General features: G+C 72.0%; 14 protein-coding genes. 7 read left to right on the top strand and 7 right to left on the bottom strand.

Annotated elements, in window-relative coordinates; translation table 11 throughout:
• Positions 1-56 precede the first annotated feature (56 nt).
• The 3 genes from ACT3UF_RS16315 to ACT3UF_RS16305 are packed head-to-tail and all read left to right on the top strand — an operon-like array spanning position 57 to position 3,485.
• The gene (locus ACT3UF_RS16315) at positions 57-1,151 is read left to right on the top strand and encodes a DUF4350 domain-containing protein (protein ID WP_441443344.1); all 1,095 of its coding nucleotides are present in this window, start codon (positions 57-59) and stop codon (positions 1,149-1,151) included.
• Positions 1,148-2,176, top strand: coding sequence for an AAA family ATPase (locus tag ACT3UF_RS16310; RefSeq protein WP_441443285.1), 1,029 nt, complete (start codon positions 1,148-1,150; stop codon positions 2,174-2,176). Before ACT3UF_RS16315 ends, ACT3UF_RS16310 begins: the two co-directional genes overlap by 4 nt.
• A 10-nt stretch (positions 2,177-2,186) precedes the next feature.
• Positions 2,187-3,485 (top strand): DUF58 domain-containing protein, encoded by a 1,299-nt coding sequence (locus ACT3UF_RS16305; protein ID WP_442332194.1) that lies wholly within the window; start codon positions 2,187-2,189, stop codon positions 3,483-3,485.
• A gap of 47 nt (positions 3,486-3,532) precedes the next feature.
• On the opposite strand, the gene ACT3UF_RS16300 is transcribed toward ACT3UF_RS16305, so the two are convergent.
• Positions 3,533-4,186: a class I SAM-dependent methyltransferase gene (locus tag ACT3UF_RS16300; RefSeq protein ID WP_441443287.1), complete on the bottom strand. Its 654-nt coding sequence runs from the start codon at positions 4,184-4,186 to the stop codon at positions 3,533-3,535.
• A gap of 41 nt (positions 4,187-4,227) precedes the next feature.
• Complete coding sequence (locus ACT3UF_RS16295; protein WP_441443288.1) at positions 4,228-5,223, bottom strand: stage II sporulation protein M; 996 nt, start codon at positions 5,221-5,223, stop codon at positions 4,228-4,230.
• Positions 5,224-5,339: 116 nt separating this feature from the next.
• Between ACT3UF_RS16295 and ACT3UF_RS16290 the strand changes: the two genes are divergently transcribed.
• On the top strand, positions 5,340-6,188 hold the full coding sequence (locus ACT3UF_RS16290) for an RDD family protein (protein ID WP_441443289.1): 849 nt from the start codon (positions 5,340-5,342) through the stop codon (positions 6,186-6,188).
• An 80-nt stretch (positions 6,189-6,268) separates the two neighbouring features.
• Here the strand turns inward: ACT3UF_RS16290 and ACT3UF_RS16285 are convergent, their stop codons facing one another.
• Positions 6,269-8,071, bottom strand: a complete 1,803-nt coding sequence (locus ACT3UF_RS16285) for a phosphomannomutase/phosphoglucomutase (protein ID WP_442332193.1) — start codon at positions 8,069-8,071, stop codon at positions 6,269-6,271.
• The gene (locus tag ACT3UF_RS16280) at positions 8,064-8,381 is read right to left on the bottom strand and encodes a DUF3499 family protein (protein ID WP_442332192.1); all 318 of its coding nucleotides are present in this window, start codon (positions 8,379-8,381) and stop codon (positions 8,064-8,066) included. The genes ACT3UF_RS16285 and ACT3UF_RS16280 overlap by 8 nt, the downstream gene beginning before the upstream one ends.
• 159 nt (positions 8,382-8,540) lie before the next feature.
• Between ACT3UF_RS16280 and ACT3UF_RS16275 the strand changes: the two genes are divergently transcribed.
• Entirely contained in the window at positions 8,541-8,996 is a 456-nt protein-coding gene (locus tag ACT3UF_RS16275) for a metallopeptidase family protein (protein WP_442332191.1), read from the top strand.
• A 106-nt stretch (positions 8,997-9,102) separates the two neighbouring features.
• Here ACT3UF_RS16275 and ACT3UF_RS16270 read toward each other — a convergent pair whose 3' ends face one another.
• Genes ACT3UF_RS16270 through ACT3UF_RS16260 form a run of 3 tightly spaced genes read right to left on the bottom strand, consistent with a single transcriptional unit; the run spans position 9,103 to position 14,557 of the window.
• Positions 9,103-10,752: a DUF5719 family protein gene (locus ACT3UF_RS16270; RefSeq protein ID WP_444608434.1), complete on the bottom strand. Its 1,650-nt coding sequence runs from the start codon at positions 10,750-10,752 to the stop codon at positions 9,103-9,105.
• Positions 10,745-14,245: a hypothetical protein gene (locus tag ACT3UF_RS16265; protein ID WP_442332189.1), complete on the bottom strand. Its 3,501-nt coding sequence runs from the start codon at positions 14,243-14,245 to the stop codon at positions 10,745-10,747. Before ACT3UF_RS16265 ends, ACT3UF_RS16270 begins: the two co-directional genes overlap by 8 nt.
• A 12-nt stretch (positions 14,246-14,257) precedes the next feature.
• A complete protein-coding gene (locus ACT3UF_RS16260) occupies positions 14,258-14,557 on the bottom strand; it encodes a WhiB family transcriptional regulator (protein ID WP_299304560.1) in 300 nt (99 codons plus the stop codon).
• 141 nt (positions 14,558-14,698) lie between these two features.
• Between ACT3UF_RS16260 and cofE the strand changes: the two genes are divergently transcribed.
• The gene (gene cofE / locus ACT3UF_RS16255; RefSeq protein WP_441443295.1) at positions 14,699-15,802 is read left to right on the top strand and encodes a coenzyme F420-0:L-glutamate ligase; all 1,104 of its coding nucleotides are present in this window, start codon (positions 14,699-14,701) and stop codon (positions 15,800-15,802) included.
• Complete coding sequence (locus ACT3UF_RS16250; RefSeq protein WP_441443296.1) at positions 15,799-16,545, top strand: TIGR03089 family protein; 747 nt, start codon at positions 15,799-15,801, stop codon at positions 16,543-16,545. The genes cofE and ACT3UF_RS16250 overlap by 4 nt, the downstream gene beginning before the upstream one ends.
• Positions 16,546-16,578: the final 33 nt, after the last annotated feature.

The raw sequence follows: 16,578 nt of genomic DNA, 5'->3' as shown, positions 1-16,578 counted from the left end.
GACAGGCACGGCCCTCCCGCCGGCGCCCCTGGCTGACCGTCCTCATCGTGCTCGCGATGCTCGCCGCGATCCTGGCCTCGATCGCCCGCGGGTATTACCGGGACGGGCCGCTCGAGCCTGATGCTCCCACCGGTCAGGGCTCGAAGGCAGTGGTCCAGGTGCTCGGGAATCTCGGCGTCGACGTGGACGTGGACCGCCACACGGCCGACGCCGCAGAGGCGCTGCGCAACGGCCGCACCGTGCTGGTCACCGCCCCGCGGAGCCTCAGCGCCGACCAGCTGATGACCCTCGCCGAGGCCCATGAGGACGGGGACGGACGCCTGGTGCTGGTCGCCCCCGATCTGGTGACCCTCTCCTTCGTCTCTCCGGAGATCATGCCTTCGGGCGCGGTGCGGACCGAGACCCTGATCGAAGCCGGCCCCGGCTGCGGCGATCTCCAGCATCAGGCCGAAGCGGTCCTGGTCCCCGCGGCCGAGGAGGCGATCCGAGGTGCCGCGTCCCTGTACCGGGTCGCGGGCGACAGCGAGGGCAGCTCCTGCTTCAGCACCGAGCAGGGCTCGCTCGTGGCCGAGCATGAGGGGGTGGTCGTGCTGGGCAGCGCGGATCTGCTCACCAACGACACCCTGGGCCGGGCGGACAACTCCGCCCTGGTGCTGAACCTCCTCGGGGCCGAAGGCGAGCTGAGCTGGTACGTCCCCTCTGCGACCGATCCGATGGGCTCGACCTCGCAGACCCTGCTCGGCTATCTGCCGGACTGGGCGGGCCCGCTCCTGCTGTGGCTGCTGCTGATCGCGACCGTCGCGCTGGTGGCTCTCAGCCGACGCTTCGGACCGGTCGTGGTCGAGCCGCTGCCAGTCACCGTCCGCCCCCAGGAGCTGGTCCTGGGCAGGGCCCGGCTGCTCCAGCAGTCCGGCAGCCGGCAGGCCGCCGCGACAGCGCTGCGATCGGCGACGGCGACCCGGCTCGCGAATCGTCTCGGGCTGCGCCGTGAATCCGCCCTCGACGGTCTGCTGGCGGCGCTCGCACCGCATGTGGACCGCTCCCCCGAGCAGCTGCGCACGCTGCTCGGACCCGCCCCCGTCACCAGCGACCAGGACCTCGTGCGCCTCGCACACGACCTCGACCATCTCGAGAAGGAGATCGACCGATGACTGACCCCACCCCGGGCGCCGTCCCGCCCGCCGCACCCACCACCACCGAGGTGCCCGGCGCCGGTCCTGATGTCGACCAGGACACCCGCGCCCAGCTCCAGCGCCTCTCCACCGAGATCCACAAGGGGGTGGTGGGGCAGGACGCGGCCGTGACCAGCCTGGTCGTGGCGCTGCTGTGCCGCGGGCACGTGCTGCTCGAGGGCGTGCCGGGCGTCGCCAAGACGCTGCTGGTCCGCTCGCTGGCCGCAGCGCTCGATGTGCGGATGCGGCGCGTGCAGTTCACCCCTGACATGATGCCCGGCGACATCACCGGATCGCTCATCTACGACACCGCCACCAGCGATCTCGTCTTCCGCGAGGGCCCCGTCTTCACCAATCTGCTGCTGGCCGACGAGATCAACCGCACCCCGCCCAAGACGCAGTCCGCGCTGCTGGAGGCGATGGAGGAGCGGCAGGTGACCGTCGACGGGGCGAGCCGGCCGCTGCCTGACCCCTTCGTGGTGATCGCCACCCAGAACCCGATCGAGTTCGACGGCACCTACACCCTGCCCGAGGCCCAGCTGGACCGCTTCCTGCTCAAGGCCGTCATGCCGTTGCCGGAGCGGGAGGTCGAGGTGGACGTGCTGCGTCGCCACGCCGATGGCTTCGACACCACGGACCTCGCGGCGATGGGTCTGCGGGCAGTGGTGGACATCCCCTCCCTGCATCGCGCCCAGCGCGATGTCGCCGCGGTGGTGGCCGAGGATCCCGTGGTGCAGTACATCGTGGACGTGTGCCGGGCCACCCGTCGCTCCCCCAGCCTCACCCTCGGGGTCTCACCGCGCGGCGCGATCTCGCTCCTGCGCACCTCCCGGGCCTGGGCCTATCTCTCCGGGCGCGATTTCATCACGCCGGATGACGTCAAGACCATGGCCCTGTCCACGCTCTCCCACCGGGTGCGCCTGACGACCGAGGCCGAGCTCGAGGGCACCCAGGTCGAGGCCGTGCTCGCCGCGACCCTCGCCTCCGTGCCGGTACCCCGCTGAGGAAGGGCTGATGAGGATCTCGCTGACCCCGCGCGCGGCCCTGGTCGCGCTGCTCGCGCTGCCCGTGATCGTGCTCTGGCCCCAGTGGTGGGTGGTGCTGATCCTGGTGGCGCTGTGGGCGCTGGTGATCCTCGCCGATGCGTTCACGGCCCCGGACCCGCGCCGGATCCGGGTACGCCGCGAGGCGCCGACGCAGGTGCGGCTCGGCAACACCGTCCGCGGCCGACTGCTGCTGACGAATCCCACCTCACGCACCGCTCGGCTCGAGGTGCGCGATGCCTGGAACCCCACCGCCGGGCTCGACGCCCAGCGCTGCGCGCTCGACGTCCCCGCACAGGAACGACGGGCCGTCGCGCAGAGCTTCACCCCCACCCGCCGCGGAGAGCACAGCTCGCGCACGCTGCTGGTCGCTTCACGCGGCCCGCTGGGGCTGGCCCGGCGCACCACCGCGGTCGACACCCCGGGGCGGTTGCTGGCCCTGCATCCCTTCGGGTCACGCCGGCATCTGCCGTCGCGGGTCCAGCGGCTGCGCGAGCTCGAGGGGCTGGCGGCGATCCATCAGCGTGGGCAGGGGACCGAGTTCGACTCCCTGCGCGACTTCGTGGACGGGGACGATGTGCGCTCGATCGACTGGCGCGCCACCGCCCGTCGGCGCAGCGTGGTGGTGCGCACCTGGCGACCCGAACGGGATCGTCATGTGCTGATCGTGGTGGACACCTCGCGCACCTCGGCCGGCCGGCTCGGTGAGTCGACCCGGCTGGATGCGGCCTTCGACGCCGCGCTGCTGCTGACCGCGCTCGCGGGGCAGGCCGGTGACCGGGTGGATCTGATCTGCGTGGACCGCATCCCCCACCTGTCGGTGCTCGGCTCGACCCGCACCAAGGTCCTCCACGACATGGTCACCGCGACCGCTGCGGTGGATCCGGCGCTCGTGGAGACCGACTGGGAGCTCGCCGCGAGCACCATCGCAGAGCGCGCCCGTCGGGGCTCCCTGGTGGTGCTGCTGACCCCGGTCGAGCCCTCTGTGGTCCACACCGGGCTGCTGCCGGTGGCGGCCCGTCTGGCCAGGGACCATCCACTCGTGGTCGCCTCGGTCTCCGATCCGGCGCTCGAGGAGCTCGCCGCGGGCCGCGGCGATCTGGAGTCCGTGTATCTCGCGGCGGCGGCAGAGCAGGCCCGCGCCGAGCGATCGGGCGTCTCTCACGCCCTCGAGCGGGTCGGCGCGCATGTGGTCGATGCCCCGCCGGATCGGGCCCCCCAGGCTCTCGCGGATGCCTATCTCGCCCTGAAGGCCGCTGGAAAGCTCTGAGCCGTGCGCCGTCCCCCTCCGGGCATCACCGGAGGGGGCGCCGCGGCTCAGGGCCGACGGGCGAGGACGCGGTAGGTGTGCCAGTGCTTCGGGCCGCTGAACGAGCGTCCATCGCGTTCCTCCTCGACCAGCTCGAGCACCTCGAGCCCGTCCAGCAGGGCCTCGACCTCCGGCCGGGTCAGGAAGGTGCCGTCCGTCCCTGCCCAGTCGTCACGTTCTCCGAAGAGGTCCACGGCCAGGATCCCCCGCGCTCGCAGCCCGGCCCTCATGACGTCCCACAGCGTGTCGAAGGACCCGCGCGGCAGGAAGGGCAGGGAGGCGCAGGCCAGGATCAGATCGGCCCCGGGCAGTTCACGGAGCTGCGAGAGGTCGAGGATCTCGGCGTGCACCGGCAGCTCGGCGGCGAGCTCCTCGAGGGCGCCGCTCACGCTCGGGTCCACGTCATAGGCGTGGACCGTGAATCCGTTCTCGGCGAGGAATCGTGCTTCGATGCCGCGACCGCATCCGAGCTCGACAGCGACCGGTCGATCTCTCCCGGCGGTGGGATCGTTCCCCGAGGTGGGCTCATTCCCGCCGGGGAGCTCCTCCGCCGCGTCGCTATGGGCGAGGGCGACGGCCCGCTGAGCGAGCGGGCGCACCGCTCGCTCGGCCTGGGCCGCGTTGTACTCGGAGAAGTCACGGTCGGAGTGGCTGCGTTGCACGGCACTGAGCGTAGCGGATCCCCGCAGCCGGATGTCTCCGTTCAGCCGGCGGTCGCGAGGTGGTCGCCGACCAGCTCCGCGGAGAGATCCCCGGTGATGCCGGCGCGATGCACCTGGCGGCCACGGCCCAGCATGAACACCATGAAGGCCAGCCAGGCCGCCGCGCCGATGCCGATCCGCACCGCGGGCGGCAGGGTGCTCGGGGTCACGAAGGCTTCGATGAATCCTGAGACCAGCAGCACGGGCACCAGCCCGATCGCGACGGTCACCAAGGCGCGCGCGGATCGTGAGAGCGCCCAGAGCCGCGGCACCGGGCCCGGCCGTACCCAGGCCCAGAAGGTGCGCAGTCCGGCACCGGCGCCGACCAGCACCGAGGTGATCTCGAGCAGTCCGTGCGGAAGGATATAGATGAAGAAGGTGTCCAGCCCCCCGTAGGCACCCATCACCCCTGCGGACAGGCCGACGTTCAGCCCGTTCTGCACCAGCATGATCACCGGCCAGAATCCGGTGACGCCGAAGACCACCGCCTGGACCGTGATCCAGGCATTGTTCGTCCACACCTGGGCGGCGAATCCCGAGGCCTCGCCCTGGAAGTAGTAGCTGACGAATTCATGCTGTGCGAGGGAGCGCTGCGCCGCCTCGGGCACCACCAGCCCTCTCGCCGTGGCGTCGAATCCGAAGTAGAAGCCCGTCACCAGGGCCGAGACCAGGAAGAGCCCGGCCGCCAGGGCCACCGTCCACCGCGCCTCGTAGAGCGCCGCGGGCAGGTCCTCCCAGAAGAAGGTGCGGGCGTGCTTCCACAGCGGGATGCGGGCGCCGGTGATCCGCAGTCTCGCGCGGTGCACCAGCAGGGAGAGACGGGAGATCAATGCCGGGTCGGGGTTGGTGGAGCGGACGGTCGACAGGTGGGTGGAGGTCTCCTGATAGAGGGAGAGCAGCTCGTCGATTCCGGCCGCGTCGAGGTGCCGGCTCCGGGAGAGCTCCTGGAGCCGGTCCCACTGCTGTCGGTGCACGGCGATGAAGGCGTCGGTGTCCACGCTCTCAGGGTAGGGTCCCGCGGGGCTCGGGACCGCCGACGAAAGTCGGAGGCCAGGGCGTCGTAAGCCGACGGTCGGCGCTGACCTCCACGCCGCTGCGGTGTCAGGATGGGGCCATGGCAACCATGGGAACCACAGCGACGGTCTCCCCCGTCGATCGCGATGCCCTGATCACCGGAGACGCTGTGCTGCTGGACCTGCGCACGGCATCCTTCGCGACCCGCATGCTCTCCGCCGTGATCGACGGGGTGCTCCAGCTCGCGATCCTGGTCGGGGGCACCATCGCGATGGCCTGGCTCGCAGCCCGTGCCGAGCTCGATGACGGCATGGTCGTCGCCGCGGTGCTGGTGATGTCGGTGCTCGCGTACGTCGGCTACCCGGTGCTGTGCGAGCTGCTGCTGCGGGGCCGTTCGGTGGGCCGCCTGGCCATGGGGACCAGGGTGGTGCGTGATGACGGCGGGCCCGTCCACGTGCGCCAATCGCTGATCCGCGCGGTGATGGCGATGCTCGAGATCTGGTCGACCTCCGGGGCGATCGCACTGACCTGCTCGGTCATCGACCGCCGGTCACGGCGGGTGGGCGATCTGCTGGCCGGCACCATGGTGATCCAGGAGCGGATGCGTGACCGCACTCCCCAGCGCGTCGAGGTGCCCGCCTCGCTGCAGGACTGGGTGCAGGGGGCGGACGTCGGGCGCCTGCCGGTCACGCTGATGCAGGATGTCCGCTCGTTCCTGCCCAGGGCGTCCACCATCAACCCGGAGTCCCGCCGTCAGCTCTCCCGGGATCTGCTGCGGCGGACTCTGCCGCACGTCGCCCCGGCGCCACCGCCGGGCACCGACCCGGAGTCATTCCTCACCGCGGTGCTCGCCGAACGGTCCCGCCGTGACGAGCAGCGCCTGCGACGCAACCAGGAGTGGCAGCGCGAGCTGTCCGCCGAGGTCCGCGCCGTGCCGTTCAGCGCCTGAACGACACCGATCCGGAACCGGGCCGCGGACCGTGCCGCTCGCGTCGCCGCTGCGGGGCAGTGGCGCCGTCGCTGCTCAGCTCAGCTGCGCGCAGGCTCCTGTGCCGTCGGCACCTGCTGGCGCCCGGCGATGAGCACCGGGATCCCGCCCTCGACCGGGTGGACCCGTGTGCAGCTGCTGCACTGCATCGCCCGCTCCACATCACGCAGCTCACCGCCGCAGTCCGGGCAGCGCAGGATCGCGCGCACCCAGCTGGGCACATCCGCGCCGCTCGCTCCCGCTGCAAGGACCATGGAGCCCGCTCCCTCTCGATCTGATGCCTCCGACGTCCCGTCGCTGCCGGTACCGTCGGAGCTCGACGCCGCAGACCCGTCGACCAGGCCTCGAGCCGTGCCTGAGACCGTGCCGGGGGTCGCGCCCTCGACGAGGTCGTCCTCGTGCACGAGCGCGAGGATCTCGTCCCGGATCCGGATCATGGTGATCTCCCGCTCTGCCTCGACGTTCAACCGCAGCAGTGCCTCGGTGTGGGAGGAGCGCAGGGAGAACCACCAGCGATCCTCGACTGCCAGCTCCTGGTCCCAGTGCTCGACGGTGAGTCCATCGAGATCATCGATGCGCGCGCCGGGCAGCGCGGTCATATGGTCGCGCACCCGATCACGAGCCGCTGCGGCGTCGTCGACCCGGCGATTGATCTCGCCGCTCGCGGCGTAGGGGTCGTGCGCCGCGACCACTGCGGAGAAGGGCGCGTCGGATTCCGAGAGGGCGGCCAGCACATGAAGTGCGGCGAGCATCCCGGAATCAGCGAAGAAGAAGTCCCGGAAGTAGTAGTGAGCGGAGTGCTCACCGCCGAACACCGCATTGCGCTCGGCCATGATCGCCTTGATCAGCGCATGGCCGACGGGCGTGCGGACGGGCTCTCCCCCGGCCTCACGGACGGCCTCTGCCACGTGGCGAGAGGAGACCAGGTTCGCGACCACCGCCGGGTGCTCCTCGCCGGCGGCACGGGCACGGGCGATCTCGCGCTGGGCGATCAGGGCGGTGATCGCCGAGGGCGGCACCGGCACCCCGTTCTCGTCCAGCACCACGCAGCGATCGGCATCGCCGTCGAAGGCGAGGCCGAGGTCCGCACCCTCACGGAGCACCGCGTTCTGCAGGTCAACCAGATTCTCCGGACGCAGCGGATCGGCGGGGTGGTGGGGGAAGCTGCCGTCGAGCTCGAAATGGAGCTCGATCAGTTCGATCTGGGGAAGCACTCCGAGCACCGCGGGTGCGGTGTGTCCGGCCATTGCGGAGGCCGCATCGACCACCACCCGCAGCCGACGGGTCCCGGTCAGGGGCACCAGCTCGTGGAGGGTGGCGGCGTAGTCGGCGAGGGTGTCGATGCCCTCGGAGCGGCCTTCTCCGTGCGTCGGGATCTCGCCCGCCTCGAGGTAGGCCTCGGCGCCGCGGCGGATCTCGTCGAGACCGGTGTCCCGTCCCACCGGACGGGCGCCGGGGAGGCACAGCTTCATTCCGTTGTCTGCCGCCGGGTTGTGGGAGGCCGTGATCATCACGCCGGCCGCACGATGCAGTCCTGAGGCGCAGTAGAGCTGATCGGTCGAGGACAGGCCCGCATCGGCGACGATCGCGCCTCGGCGCACTGCGCCCTCGATCACGGCGCGGGAGAGCTCCGGAGAGCTCAGGCGCATGTCGTGGGCGACGATCAGCTCGGGGTCGTCCAGGAAGTCTGCGAAGGCGGCACCGAAGGCGCGTGCGATCTCGACCGTGAACTCCTCGCCCGCCACGCCGCGCACATCATTGGTCTTGACGATGCCGGCGAGGTCATGGACGGCGGCTGAGGACGGGGTTCGACGGCTGTTCGGCTCAGTCATCGGCTCAGTCATTCGTGCTCCTGACCACATGCAGGTGGCGGGCGGGAGCCGCACCACGGGACGGCGTGTCACGGGAGCTGCGGGCGGTCCCGCGCGACGAGGTCGGGGCCGGCTCGGAGCTCGCCTGCTGGGGACGCACGGCGTCGGCCAGCGCGACCAGGTCGTCGCTGACCACTTCGGCGCCAGGCACCCTCAGCAGCTCCCAGCCGCGGGGCGCGGTCATCCGGGTCGCATGCTCGCGGCAGAGGTCGTAGGCGTGGGGCTCGCTGGTCCTGGACAGGGGGCCGAGCACCGCCGTCGAGTCCTCGTATACGAAGGTCAACGAACTGACGGCTGGCCTGGAGCAGGCGGTCCGGGAGCATTCACGAGCAGGCACATCCAGCAGTGTACGCAGGTGGCTCGACTGCCGGTGGAGGGCGCGCCCTGATACCGCGGCGCGGGCCGCCCATCCTCGGGCAGGACGGGAACTAGAGTGCGATCCATGGATGTCGAGCCGCTTCTCCCCGGACCTCCGGCCCCTCGTCAGGGTCCGCGCCGCCGCGATCGCCGCGGCCGCGGGAGGCGCTGGGACCTGATCCCGCCCCACCTGCCCGGCTACCGCACCCGCCGGGATCGTTTCGACGATCTCGTCACCGACGCCGGGGCGATGCTCGCCGAGCGGTTCCCGCGCCGCTTGGCGCATATGCAGGTGCTGGTCGAGGAGGTGCCACCGGCCGATCCTGCCCCCTGGGAGGAGGCGACGGTGCTGCTCGGAAGGGTGATCCCGCCCTCACGCAGCAACCCTGCCCGGGTCATCGTCTACCGACGACCGCTGCAGACCCGCTGCGCCGACGAGGCTGAGCTGGAGATGCTGGTGCGTCAGGTGCTGTCCGAGCAGATCGGCTCGCTGCTGAACATCCCGCCCGAGGATGTGGATCCCGAGGCCTGGAGCGCGTGATCCGGGAGCCATGTTCAGTGCACAGTGCTCAGTGCTCAGTGCTCAGTGCACAGTGCTCAGTGCTCAGTGCTCTGTGCTCCGCACTCCGTGAGCTGACCAGCTCGGGTCATTCCGCCAGGCGCACCACGACCGGCTCCCCGCCGCCCTGGTCGGAGAGCACCGGGACGGAGGACAGCAGCACGCCCCCGGCACCGTCGTCAGCTCGTTGCATCCAGCTCGCATGCACTGCTCCGGGCACCTCCGGGACCACGCTGAGCGCGGCGGCCGAGCCGCCGCCGATCTGCAGCTGCTCCGCGGTGACCGTCGTGGTCGAGCCGGTGCTCACGGAGACGTCCACGGGGGCGCCGGCGGATCCGTCGGCCGCGATCGGCACCACGGTGACCGCGGAGTCCGCGGTGCCGATCAGAGTGAGCTCGCCGGCACCGGCCTGGATCGGTAGGGCGCTCATGCCGTGGGAGCGCAGCGCGGGAGCAGGGGCCACCAGTGTGAAGTCGACCGGGGCGCCGACGGTGTCCCCGGGCAAGTCCTTCCCCGTGCGGACGCTGCGGGTGACCGCGGCGATGGGGTCTGCGGCGCGGACGCTCACGGCATAGGTGCCGTCGGGCAGTCCGTCCAGCGTGGTGCGCAGCACAGTGCCGGCAGGAATCTCGATCTTCTCGAGGGCAGGGATCTCGAGTGCGCCCTCGGCACCGTGCACCTCGACCGTAGCCGTGGTGTCCACGCCCTGGGGGTTTGCGAGCACCAGCGTGGGCGGTGTCCCGGCGACGTCCACCCCAGGCATCTGCAGCTCGGTCGATGCGGCGGGCAGGGGCGAGAGGATCTCGGCGCCGCCGGGGGTGAGCCCGTCACGCTCGGTGGTCTGGACGTGCATCGCCAGCGGTGAGCCGAGCACGGAGACGTCCACCCCGACAGCGGCCTGACCGGCGGCGATGGATTCGAGCAGCACTCGTTCTTCCGCCCCCGGGGCCACGACGACCTGGCTGCGTCCCTCCATCGCGGCGGGCCCCTCCTCGGTCCACAGCTGCACCGAAGCGGTGACGGGACGCTCGGTCGGGTTGTGGAGCACCAGCACGGAGCTGTCCCCGGTGTCGGTCGACATCCCGAGGAACCTCGCCTCGGTCGCAGGCTCGGCGCAGCGGGAGACCGCGAGCGAGCGGTAGTCCCCGCTGGAGGTGATCGTGGATTGGAGGGTGTCCGTCACCGGTCGCCCGTCCTCGGAGGTCGCCGAGGTGACGTGGGGGGTCCCCTCGGCCGCCGGCAGGTCCAGCACGGAGACCCCGATGTCCTGGGAGACGGGCTGGTCCCCCAGATCGGTGCCGTCGGCGCCGCGGGCGGTGATCGAGGGGGCGCGGACGGATCCGTCGTCCTCCTGCTGCGTGGTGGAACCGCTGACGGTGCCGAACAGGACCGATGAGCCGGGTTCGACGGACGTCGTGCGCAGGGAGATCGCGGTGCTGGGAGGGGTCACGGCGAGCTCGCTGTCCGGTCCGCTGTCCAGGAGCTCTTCGGGCAGCAGCAGCGGTCCCTGGCACCAGCGGGTGCTGGCGCCGGGTTCCGACTCGACCGTCGCGCGCTGCACGGACGGGACGTCCTCGGAGGGAGCGGTGGCCAGCGCGCCGGCGGCCAGGGCGAGCGGCACCACGGCGGCCAGGGACAGCAGGACCCTGGCCGCGCTCCGGCGCGGGTGCTCCGGCACCGGCTGCTCCCCGTGCTCGTCCAGCAGGGCGCGCTCGTCGAGCGTCGGGTGCTCAGCCATACATCTCCTCAGCCGTGCGGGTGCGGACCCGCCAGGGGATCGCCAGCAGTGCGGTGAGCGCGGTCGCGCCGTAGAGCAGGAGCCGCCAGAGCAGCAGCAGCGGCTGCTCCCGGTGCACATCGATCTCGCCCTCGGTCCCTGCGGGCACCACGAACCCCTGCGCCCAGCCGTCGATCTCGACGGGGACGAGTTCGTCACCGTCGAGGGTCGCCCGCCAGTCGGTGTCGAAGCGCTCGGAGAGGACCACGGTGCGCTCGACGTCCTCGGCGGGGATCGTCCCCGACGCCTCGATCACCTCGCTGGCCAGGGGCAGCGGGGCCGCGCCGCCCGCGACCAGTGCCCGCGGCGCGGCATCGACCACTCGCCACAGACCGCCCCGTGAGCTCTCGGTGACCTTCTCGAGCTGGGTGGAGCTGTCCAGGGTGCGCATCAGCTCCTGCTGCTGGGCCGGATCGCCCGGGACCACGACATAGGCGATGGCGAGATGGGCGACGGCCTGGTCCTCGGCGTCCATGCTTGCCTGACTCCCGCCACCGGAGAGCATCCCGGCGACCGTCTCGCGCAGCGCTGCGGAGGCGGGATCGTCATCGACGGCCCTGCCTGCCTGCACGGTGGCGACGTCCCGGGCGTCGGCGATCACGGCGTGCTGGATGACGGTGTCCCCGCCGTGCACAACCAGCTCGGCGCGGACGGCGCCGTCGTCCTCCCCGGTGAGGACCAGCACGCGGGCGCGGGCGTCGGTGCGGCCCTGGTCCGCAGCTGCGGCCGGAACCTGCCCTCGTGCGGTCCGCTCCAGCTGCAGCTGGCCGGGCAGCACCAGCGTCCAGCCGATGACGGTCGCGAGGCAGGCGAGGGCCACGACTGTGCCGATGAGTCCGGTGGCCGCGCGCCGAAGGCGGGAATCATGCGCCTCCCTGCGCGCGAGGCCGTCGAAGGTGGCAGCCGCGCCGATCGCCAGGGCCAGCAGGATGACGCTGAGCAGTGCGTGCAGCGGTGGCGTGACCAGGTGCCCGGCTGCTGCACCGGTCCAGGTGCTTCGAGCCAGGAGCACCGTCAGCAGGCCGAGTGCGGCCAGCAGCACGCTGAAGCGTCCGGCACGTCCAGCGGCGCCGGCCAGCAGCGGGGCGCAGAGTGCGGCGAGCGCGACCGGGGCGACGGGCAGCAGCGGAAGCAGCAGCGCCGCGGTCTCCCCCACCAACGGGATCAACACTCCCTGGACCTGGGGAGCGACCGGCCAGAGCCCCGCCAGATCGAGGGTCGAAGCGGTCCCTCCCATGGGCGGGACCCCCGCCACCGCCAGCAGCGTTCGGGGATCGCCGAGATAGCTCGGGAGGTAGGGGGCGTGCAGGGCGAGGGACGGCAGCAGCACCCAGAGCAGACGGCGCCGCCGGCCGGGGACGGCGATCGCGATCAGCGCCAGTGCTGCCGCGGCGAGCAGCACCAGCACGGGCTGGACCGCTCCGATCACCAGCAGCAGCAGCCCGCCCGCAGCGGCGGCGGACGTGCTGGCCTGCGAGACCTTGTGCGGCAGTCCGATGGCGCGGCCGAGGGCCAGAGCGAGCAGCGGGAGCAGCATGTGCACCAGCAGCAGCGGCCAGGCCCCGACCGCGAGCGCGGTCAGGAGGGACGGTGCCAGGGCCCACACGGTGGTGATCACCAGGCGGGCGCCGACAGCGCGGGTGATGGCGCCGGAGGCCCACCACGCCAGCAGGGCGCTGATCGGTACTGCGGCGAGGACCAGGACCTCGATCAGCAGCCCCCCGCCGAGAGGGAGATGCCCCAGCAGCCTGATGAGGGTGTCACCAGGCCCACGCTCTCCGAGCCCGCCGGGGATCCAGCTCGACCAGGCCGCGGCCCAGAGGGCATCCCAGCTCTCGGGCAGCGGGCGCAGCCCGGGGCCGGCGAGCTCCCCGCGGCCGAAGAGGCCTCGCAGGGCGAACAGCCCGAGGACCGCCGCCGCGAGACCGACCACGCCGGTCCACACGATGTGACGGCCGTAGTCGGCATCCTCGAGTCCGTGCCGGGTCCCAGCGATCCCCCAGGTGGTGTACCGGATCCGTCGGCGCCGGTCGTCGTCTGCGAACAGCCGGCTCCAGGTGTCGTCGACCCACCGCCGCATTCCCTCGCCGCGCGGCAGGTAGAGCGGGGCCAGGCGCCCGCGCGGCACCCGCGACCGGCGCCGGTCCTTCCGCCCGCGGGCGAGAACACGGCGCACCCGCGGCAGGACCGCCAGCGCGGCACGCAGCTCCATCAGCGCGAGGCGCGGAGCGGACGCGGCGACCGCGCCGAGCATCCGCAGCAGCGTCTCCAGAGGCAGCAGCACCAGGGTGAGCAGGGCGTGGACCAGCCGACGCTGCTTGAGCAGCGTGAGCACCTGCCCGGTGCGCTGCTCCTGGAGGCGCTCGAGCAGGGGGCGGGTGGGAGAGGGGTGCAGCACCCGGGCGGAGGCCTGGACCGCGACCCGCTCGCCGGACCGCCAGATGCGCCGGCACAGGTCGATCTCGGCCCAGGGCGCGGGCAGATCAGGGTCGAGGCCGCCCACCTCCCGCAGGGTCAGCTCACGGACCAGCATGCCCGGCAGCGGGACCGCGAGGACGTCCTGGCGCCAGTCGGCCTGTCCCTGATCGATCTCGCCGGGGTCGACCCCGGTGATGATCCGGCCTCCATGGGTGAGGGTCAGGCCGACGTCCACGAGGGCATCCGCGCTCTCGGCGGTCAGGGGCAGCTCGTCCCCGTTCTCCACCTGGCGTACGCGCTTCGCGCCGATCGCCGCAGTGTTCGGCGAGCGCTCGACCACTTCCAGCTGATGCTCGAGGGCGTCGAGGCTTGGCGTCGCGCCATCGACCACGAACCAGAGCCAGGACTCGCTGGCCGCGCCCTCAGCGGCCGCGACGCGACGGCCTGTCCGGGAGGTCTCCTCGCGGAGGCGCAGAGGAACCCGGGCGAGGTCCTCGGCCTGCTGGGTGCGTTCACGCTCGACGGCGGCGCTGTCGACCGCGCGGGCGCGGCGTCTGCTGGGCCGCGCTGCCTTCTCGCTGCTCTCGGGGATTCCTCGGGGCTCTGCGTCACTTCCGGGTGCCGCGTCGCGGTGGGAGAGGTCGTCGTTGCTGTGGGAATCGTCGCCGCTGTGGGAGTGGTCGCCGCTGTGGGAGTCGCCGCCGCGGGGGTCTGTGCGGTCGCGGGAGTCTGTGCGGTCGCGGGAGTCTGTGCGGTCGCTGGAATCGGTGTCGCGGGCGAGGAGCGCGAGGGTCTCACGGACCGTCCCGGCGCGGTTGAGCGCGCCAGAGACGGGCAGGATCTCATCGATCGTGCCGTCACCGAGGTCCCTCGCGACAGCGTCGCCGACCTCCTCGGCAAGATCCGACGGGGCGACCACCACGATCCGATCGGCCTGACGGGACTGCGCCGTCAGCGCGGTGCGCAGCGCGTCATGGGTGCGCGGGGTCGTCGTCCCGCTCAGCAGGACGACCGCGGTGATGTGACGGTCGCTCACCAGGGAAGGATGTCAGACCACCCGGCGCTTGAGCTTGCGACGCTCACGCTCGGACAGTCCGCCCCAGATCCCGAAGCGCTCATCGTTCTCGAGGGCATACTCGAGGCACTCGGCACGCACCTCGCAGGAGACGCAGACCTTCTTGGCCTCGCGGGTGGAGCCGCCCTTCTCGGGGAAGAACGCCTCCGGGTCGGTCTGCGCGCACAGGGCACGCTCCTGCCAGGTCAGCTCGACGTCGTCGGAGTCCTGCCCGGCGAAATCGAGCAGGGACAGCTCGGCACGCGCGTCGTCTTCGACTCGTTCCGCATCCATGGCCACCACTCCTTCCACTGCTGTGTCGACCACCGAAGGCCCGTTGGAGCCCTAAAGTACACCGGTGTAGTTATGGTCCGTCAAGCGGCGTCGGCGCGTCGCCTTGCATATCGCATCCGAATCACATTCCCGGGAGGCCCCGTGTCCATCGCTTCACCGCCTGCACAGGCAGCATCGCGCACGCCTGATCCGGCCCCCTCGCCGGTCACCGTACTGCCCGTCACCGGGCTCGGCGAGATCCGCGAGGGCGACGACCTCGGCGCCCTGCTCACCGCGGCCCTGGCCCCGCTGTCCCCGGCCGACGGCGACGTGCTGTGCATCTCCACGAAGGTCGTCTCCAAGGCGCTGGGACTGCGCGTGGCCCCCGAGGATCGTGACGAAGCGATCCGTGCCGCGGCGGTGCGCACCGTCGCCCGCCGTCTGCACACGCGGGTGGTCACCTCCGTGGTGCAGATTGCGTCCGGCCCGGTGATGGCGGCCGCCGGGGTCGATTCGTCCAACGCTCCCGAGGGACCGCTGCTGCTGCCCGAGGATCCCGATGCCTGCGCGCGGGAGCTCCGCGCCCACCTGGTCGAGTCGCTGGGCGTGGATCTGGGCGTCCTGCTGACCGACACCTCCTCCCGCGTCTGGCGAGTGGGGGTCGGGGACATCGCGCTCGGCGCCGCGGGTGTCAGTGCGCTGCAGGACTTGCGCGGAGGGACCGACGCCGATGGTCGGCCGCTGCATGTCACGGTGCGGAACCTCGCCGATGAGCTCGCCGCCGCCGCCGATCTGGTCAAGGGCAAGGCCAGCGGGGTGCCGGCCGCTCTGGTGCGGGGAGTCGCCTCCGCGACCGCGGATGATGTGCCGGCTCGGGAGCTCTCCCGTACCGGGGGCGATGACTGGTTCCGTCGGCCCAGCCTCGAATCGGTCTGGGTCTCCCTAGGGCTGACTCCGGAGCAGGAGCCCATCGCCCGGATGTCTCCTGAGCCTGATGGGGAGCGGATCGCCCGGGCACTCGCTGTCGCGTCCCTGCCCCGGGCCGGGCAGCTGCCCGGCACCGCAGCGGCCCACCTGAGAGCGGGTGCACAGGATCGTCCGCATATCGTGGTGGAGGCCGCGGACGATTCGACCGCCGCGCTGATCCACGCTGCGACGCTCGCAGAACGGATCCGCACCGCGCTGGGTGCCGAATCCCTCGCCGCCGCCCTGCCGGAGATCTCCCTCGAGATCTCCGTCCCCGATCCTCTGGAGGACCTGACATGAGCGAGCACCGCACGCCGAGCATGGACACCGGTGCCCAGCTGCTGCGCGCCCTGGAACAGACCGGTCCGAACCCGGTGCTCGCCTGGTACGGCGAAGCGTCTCGGATCGAGCTGTCCGGCCACGTGCTCGCCAACTGGGTGATCAAGGCGATCGGGCATCTTCACGACGAGATCGCGCTCGCCCCGGGCGACCAGATGGTCCTGGATCTCCCTCCCCATTGGAAGCGCCTGGTGCTGGCCCTGGCGGCCTGGTCCCTCGGCGCGGAGGTGACCTGGTACGACCGTGAGGGCTCCGCAGGTGACGCAGCGGGCACTGGAGATGCAGTGCTTCCGGTCCCGTCGCCGCAGGTGGTCGCCACCGACCGACCCGACTCGGAGCTGGCCGAGAGCGCGGATGAGGTGCTCGCCCTCCAGGCGGTCTCGCTCGCACCGCGCTACGACGGGGAGCTGCCTGCGCTGGTCCACGACTGGCTCAGCGAGGTGCGAGGGAGCTCCGACCGGCTCGGGGTGGCTCTGCCCCGCTGGAGCGGCCCCGCGCCGCTCGAGCCGGCTGTCCCGCAGCGGCCGAGCACGGCGCACGGCACGCCCCTCCCCCGGGTGCTGGTGGAGGACGACGGGCTGCCCGCGGCCGCGCAGCTGCTCGGGGCACTCCTGGCCGGTGGCGGGATCGTGGGGCCCGCGAGCGCGGTGGGCGAGCACCAGGAGCGCGAGGAGGGCGTGACCGAGCAGCTCCGCCCTCGCTGACAGCCCGAGACGGGTGCTGCTCGGACCGCTCAG

Origin of the sequence: Brachybacterium sp. AOP24-D1-21 (assembly GCF_052378665.1) — a bacterium.
Taxonomy (GTDB): domain Bacteria; phylum Actinomycetota; class Actinomycetes; order Actinomycetales; family Dermabacteraceae; genus Brachybacterium.
This window is presented reverse-complemented; position numbering and strand designations above follow the sequence as displayed.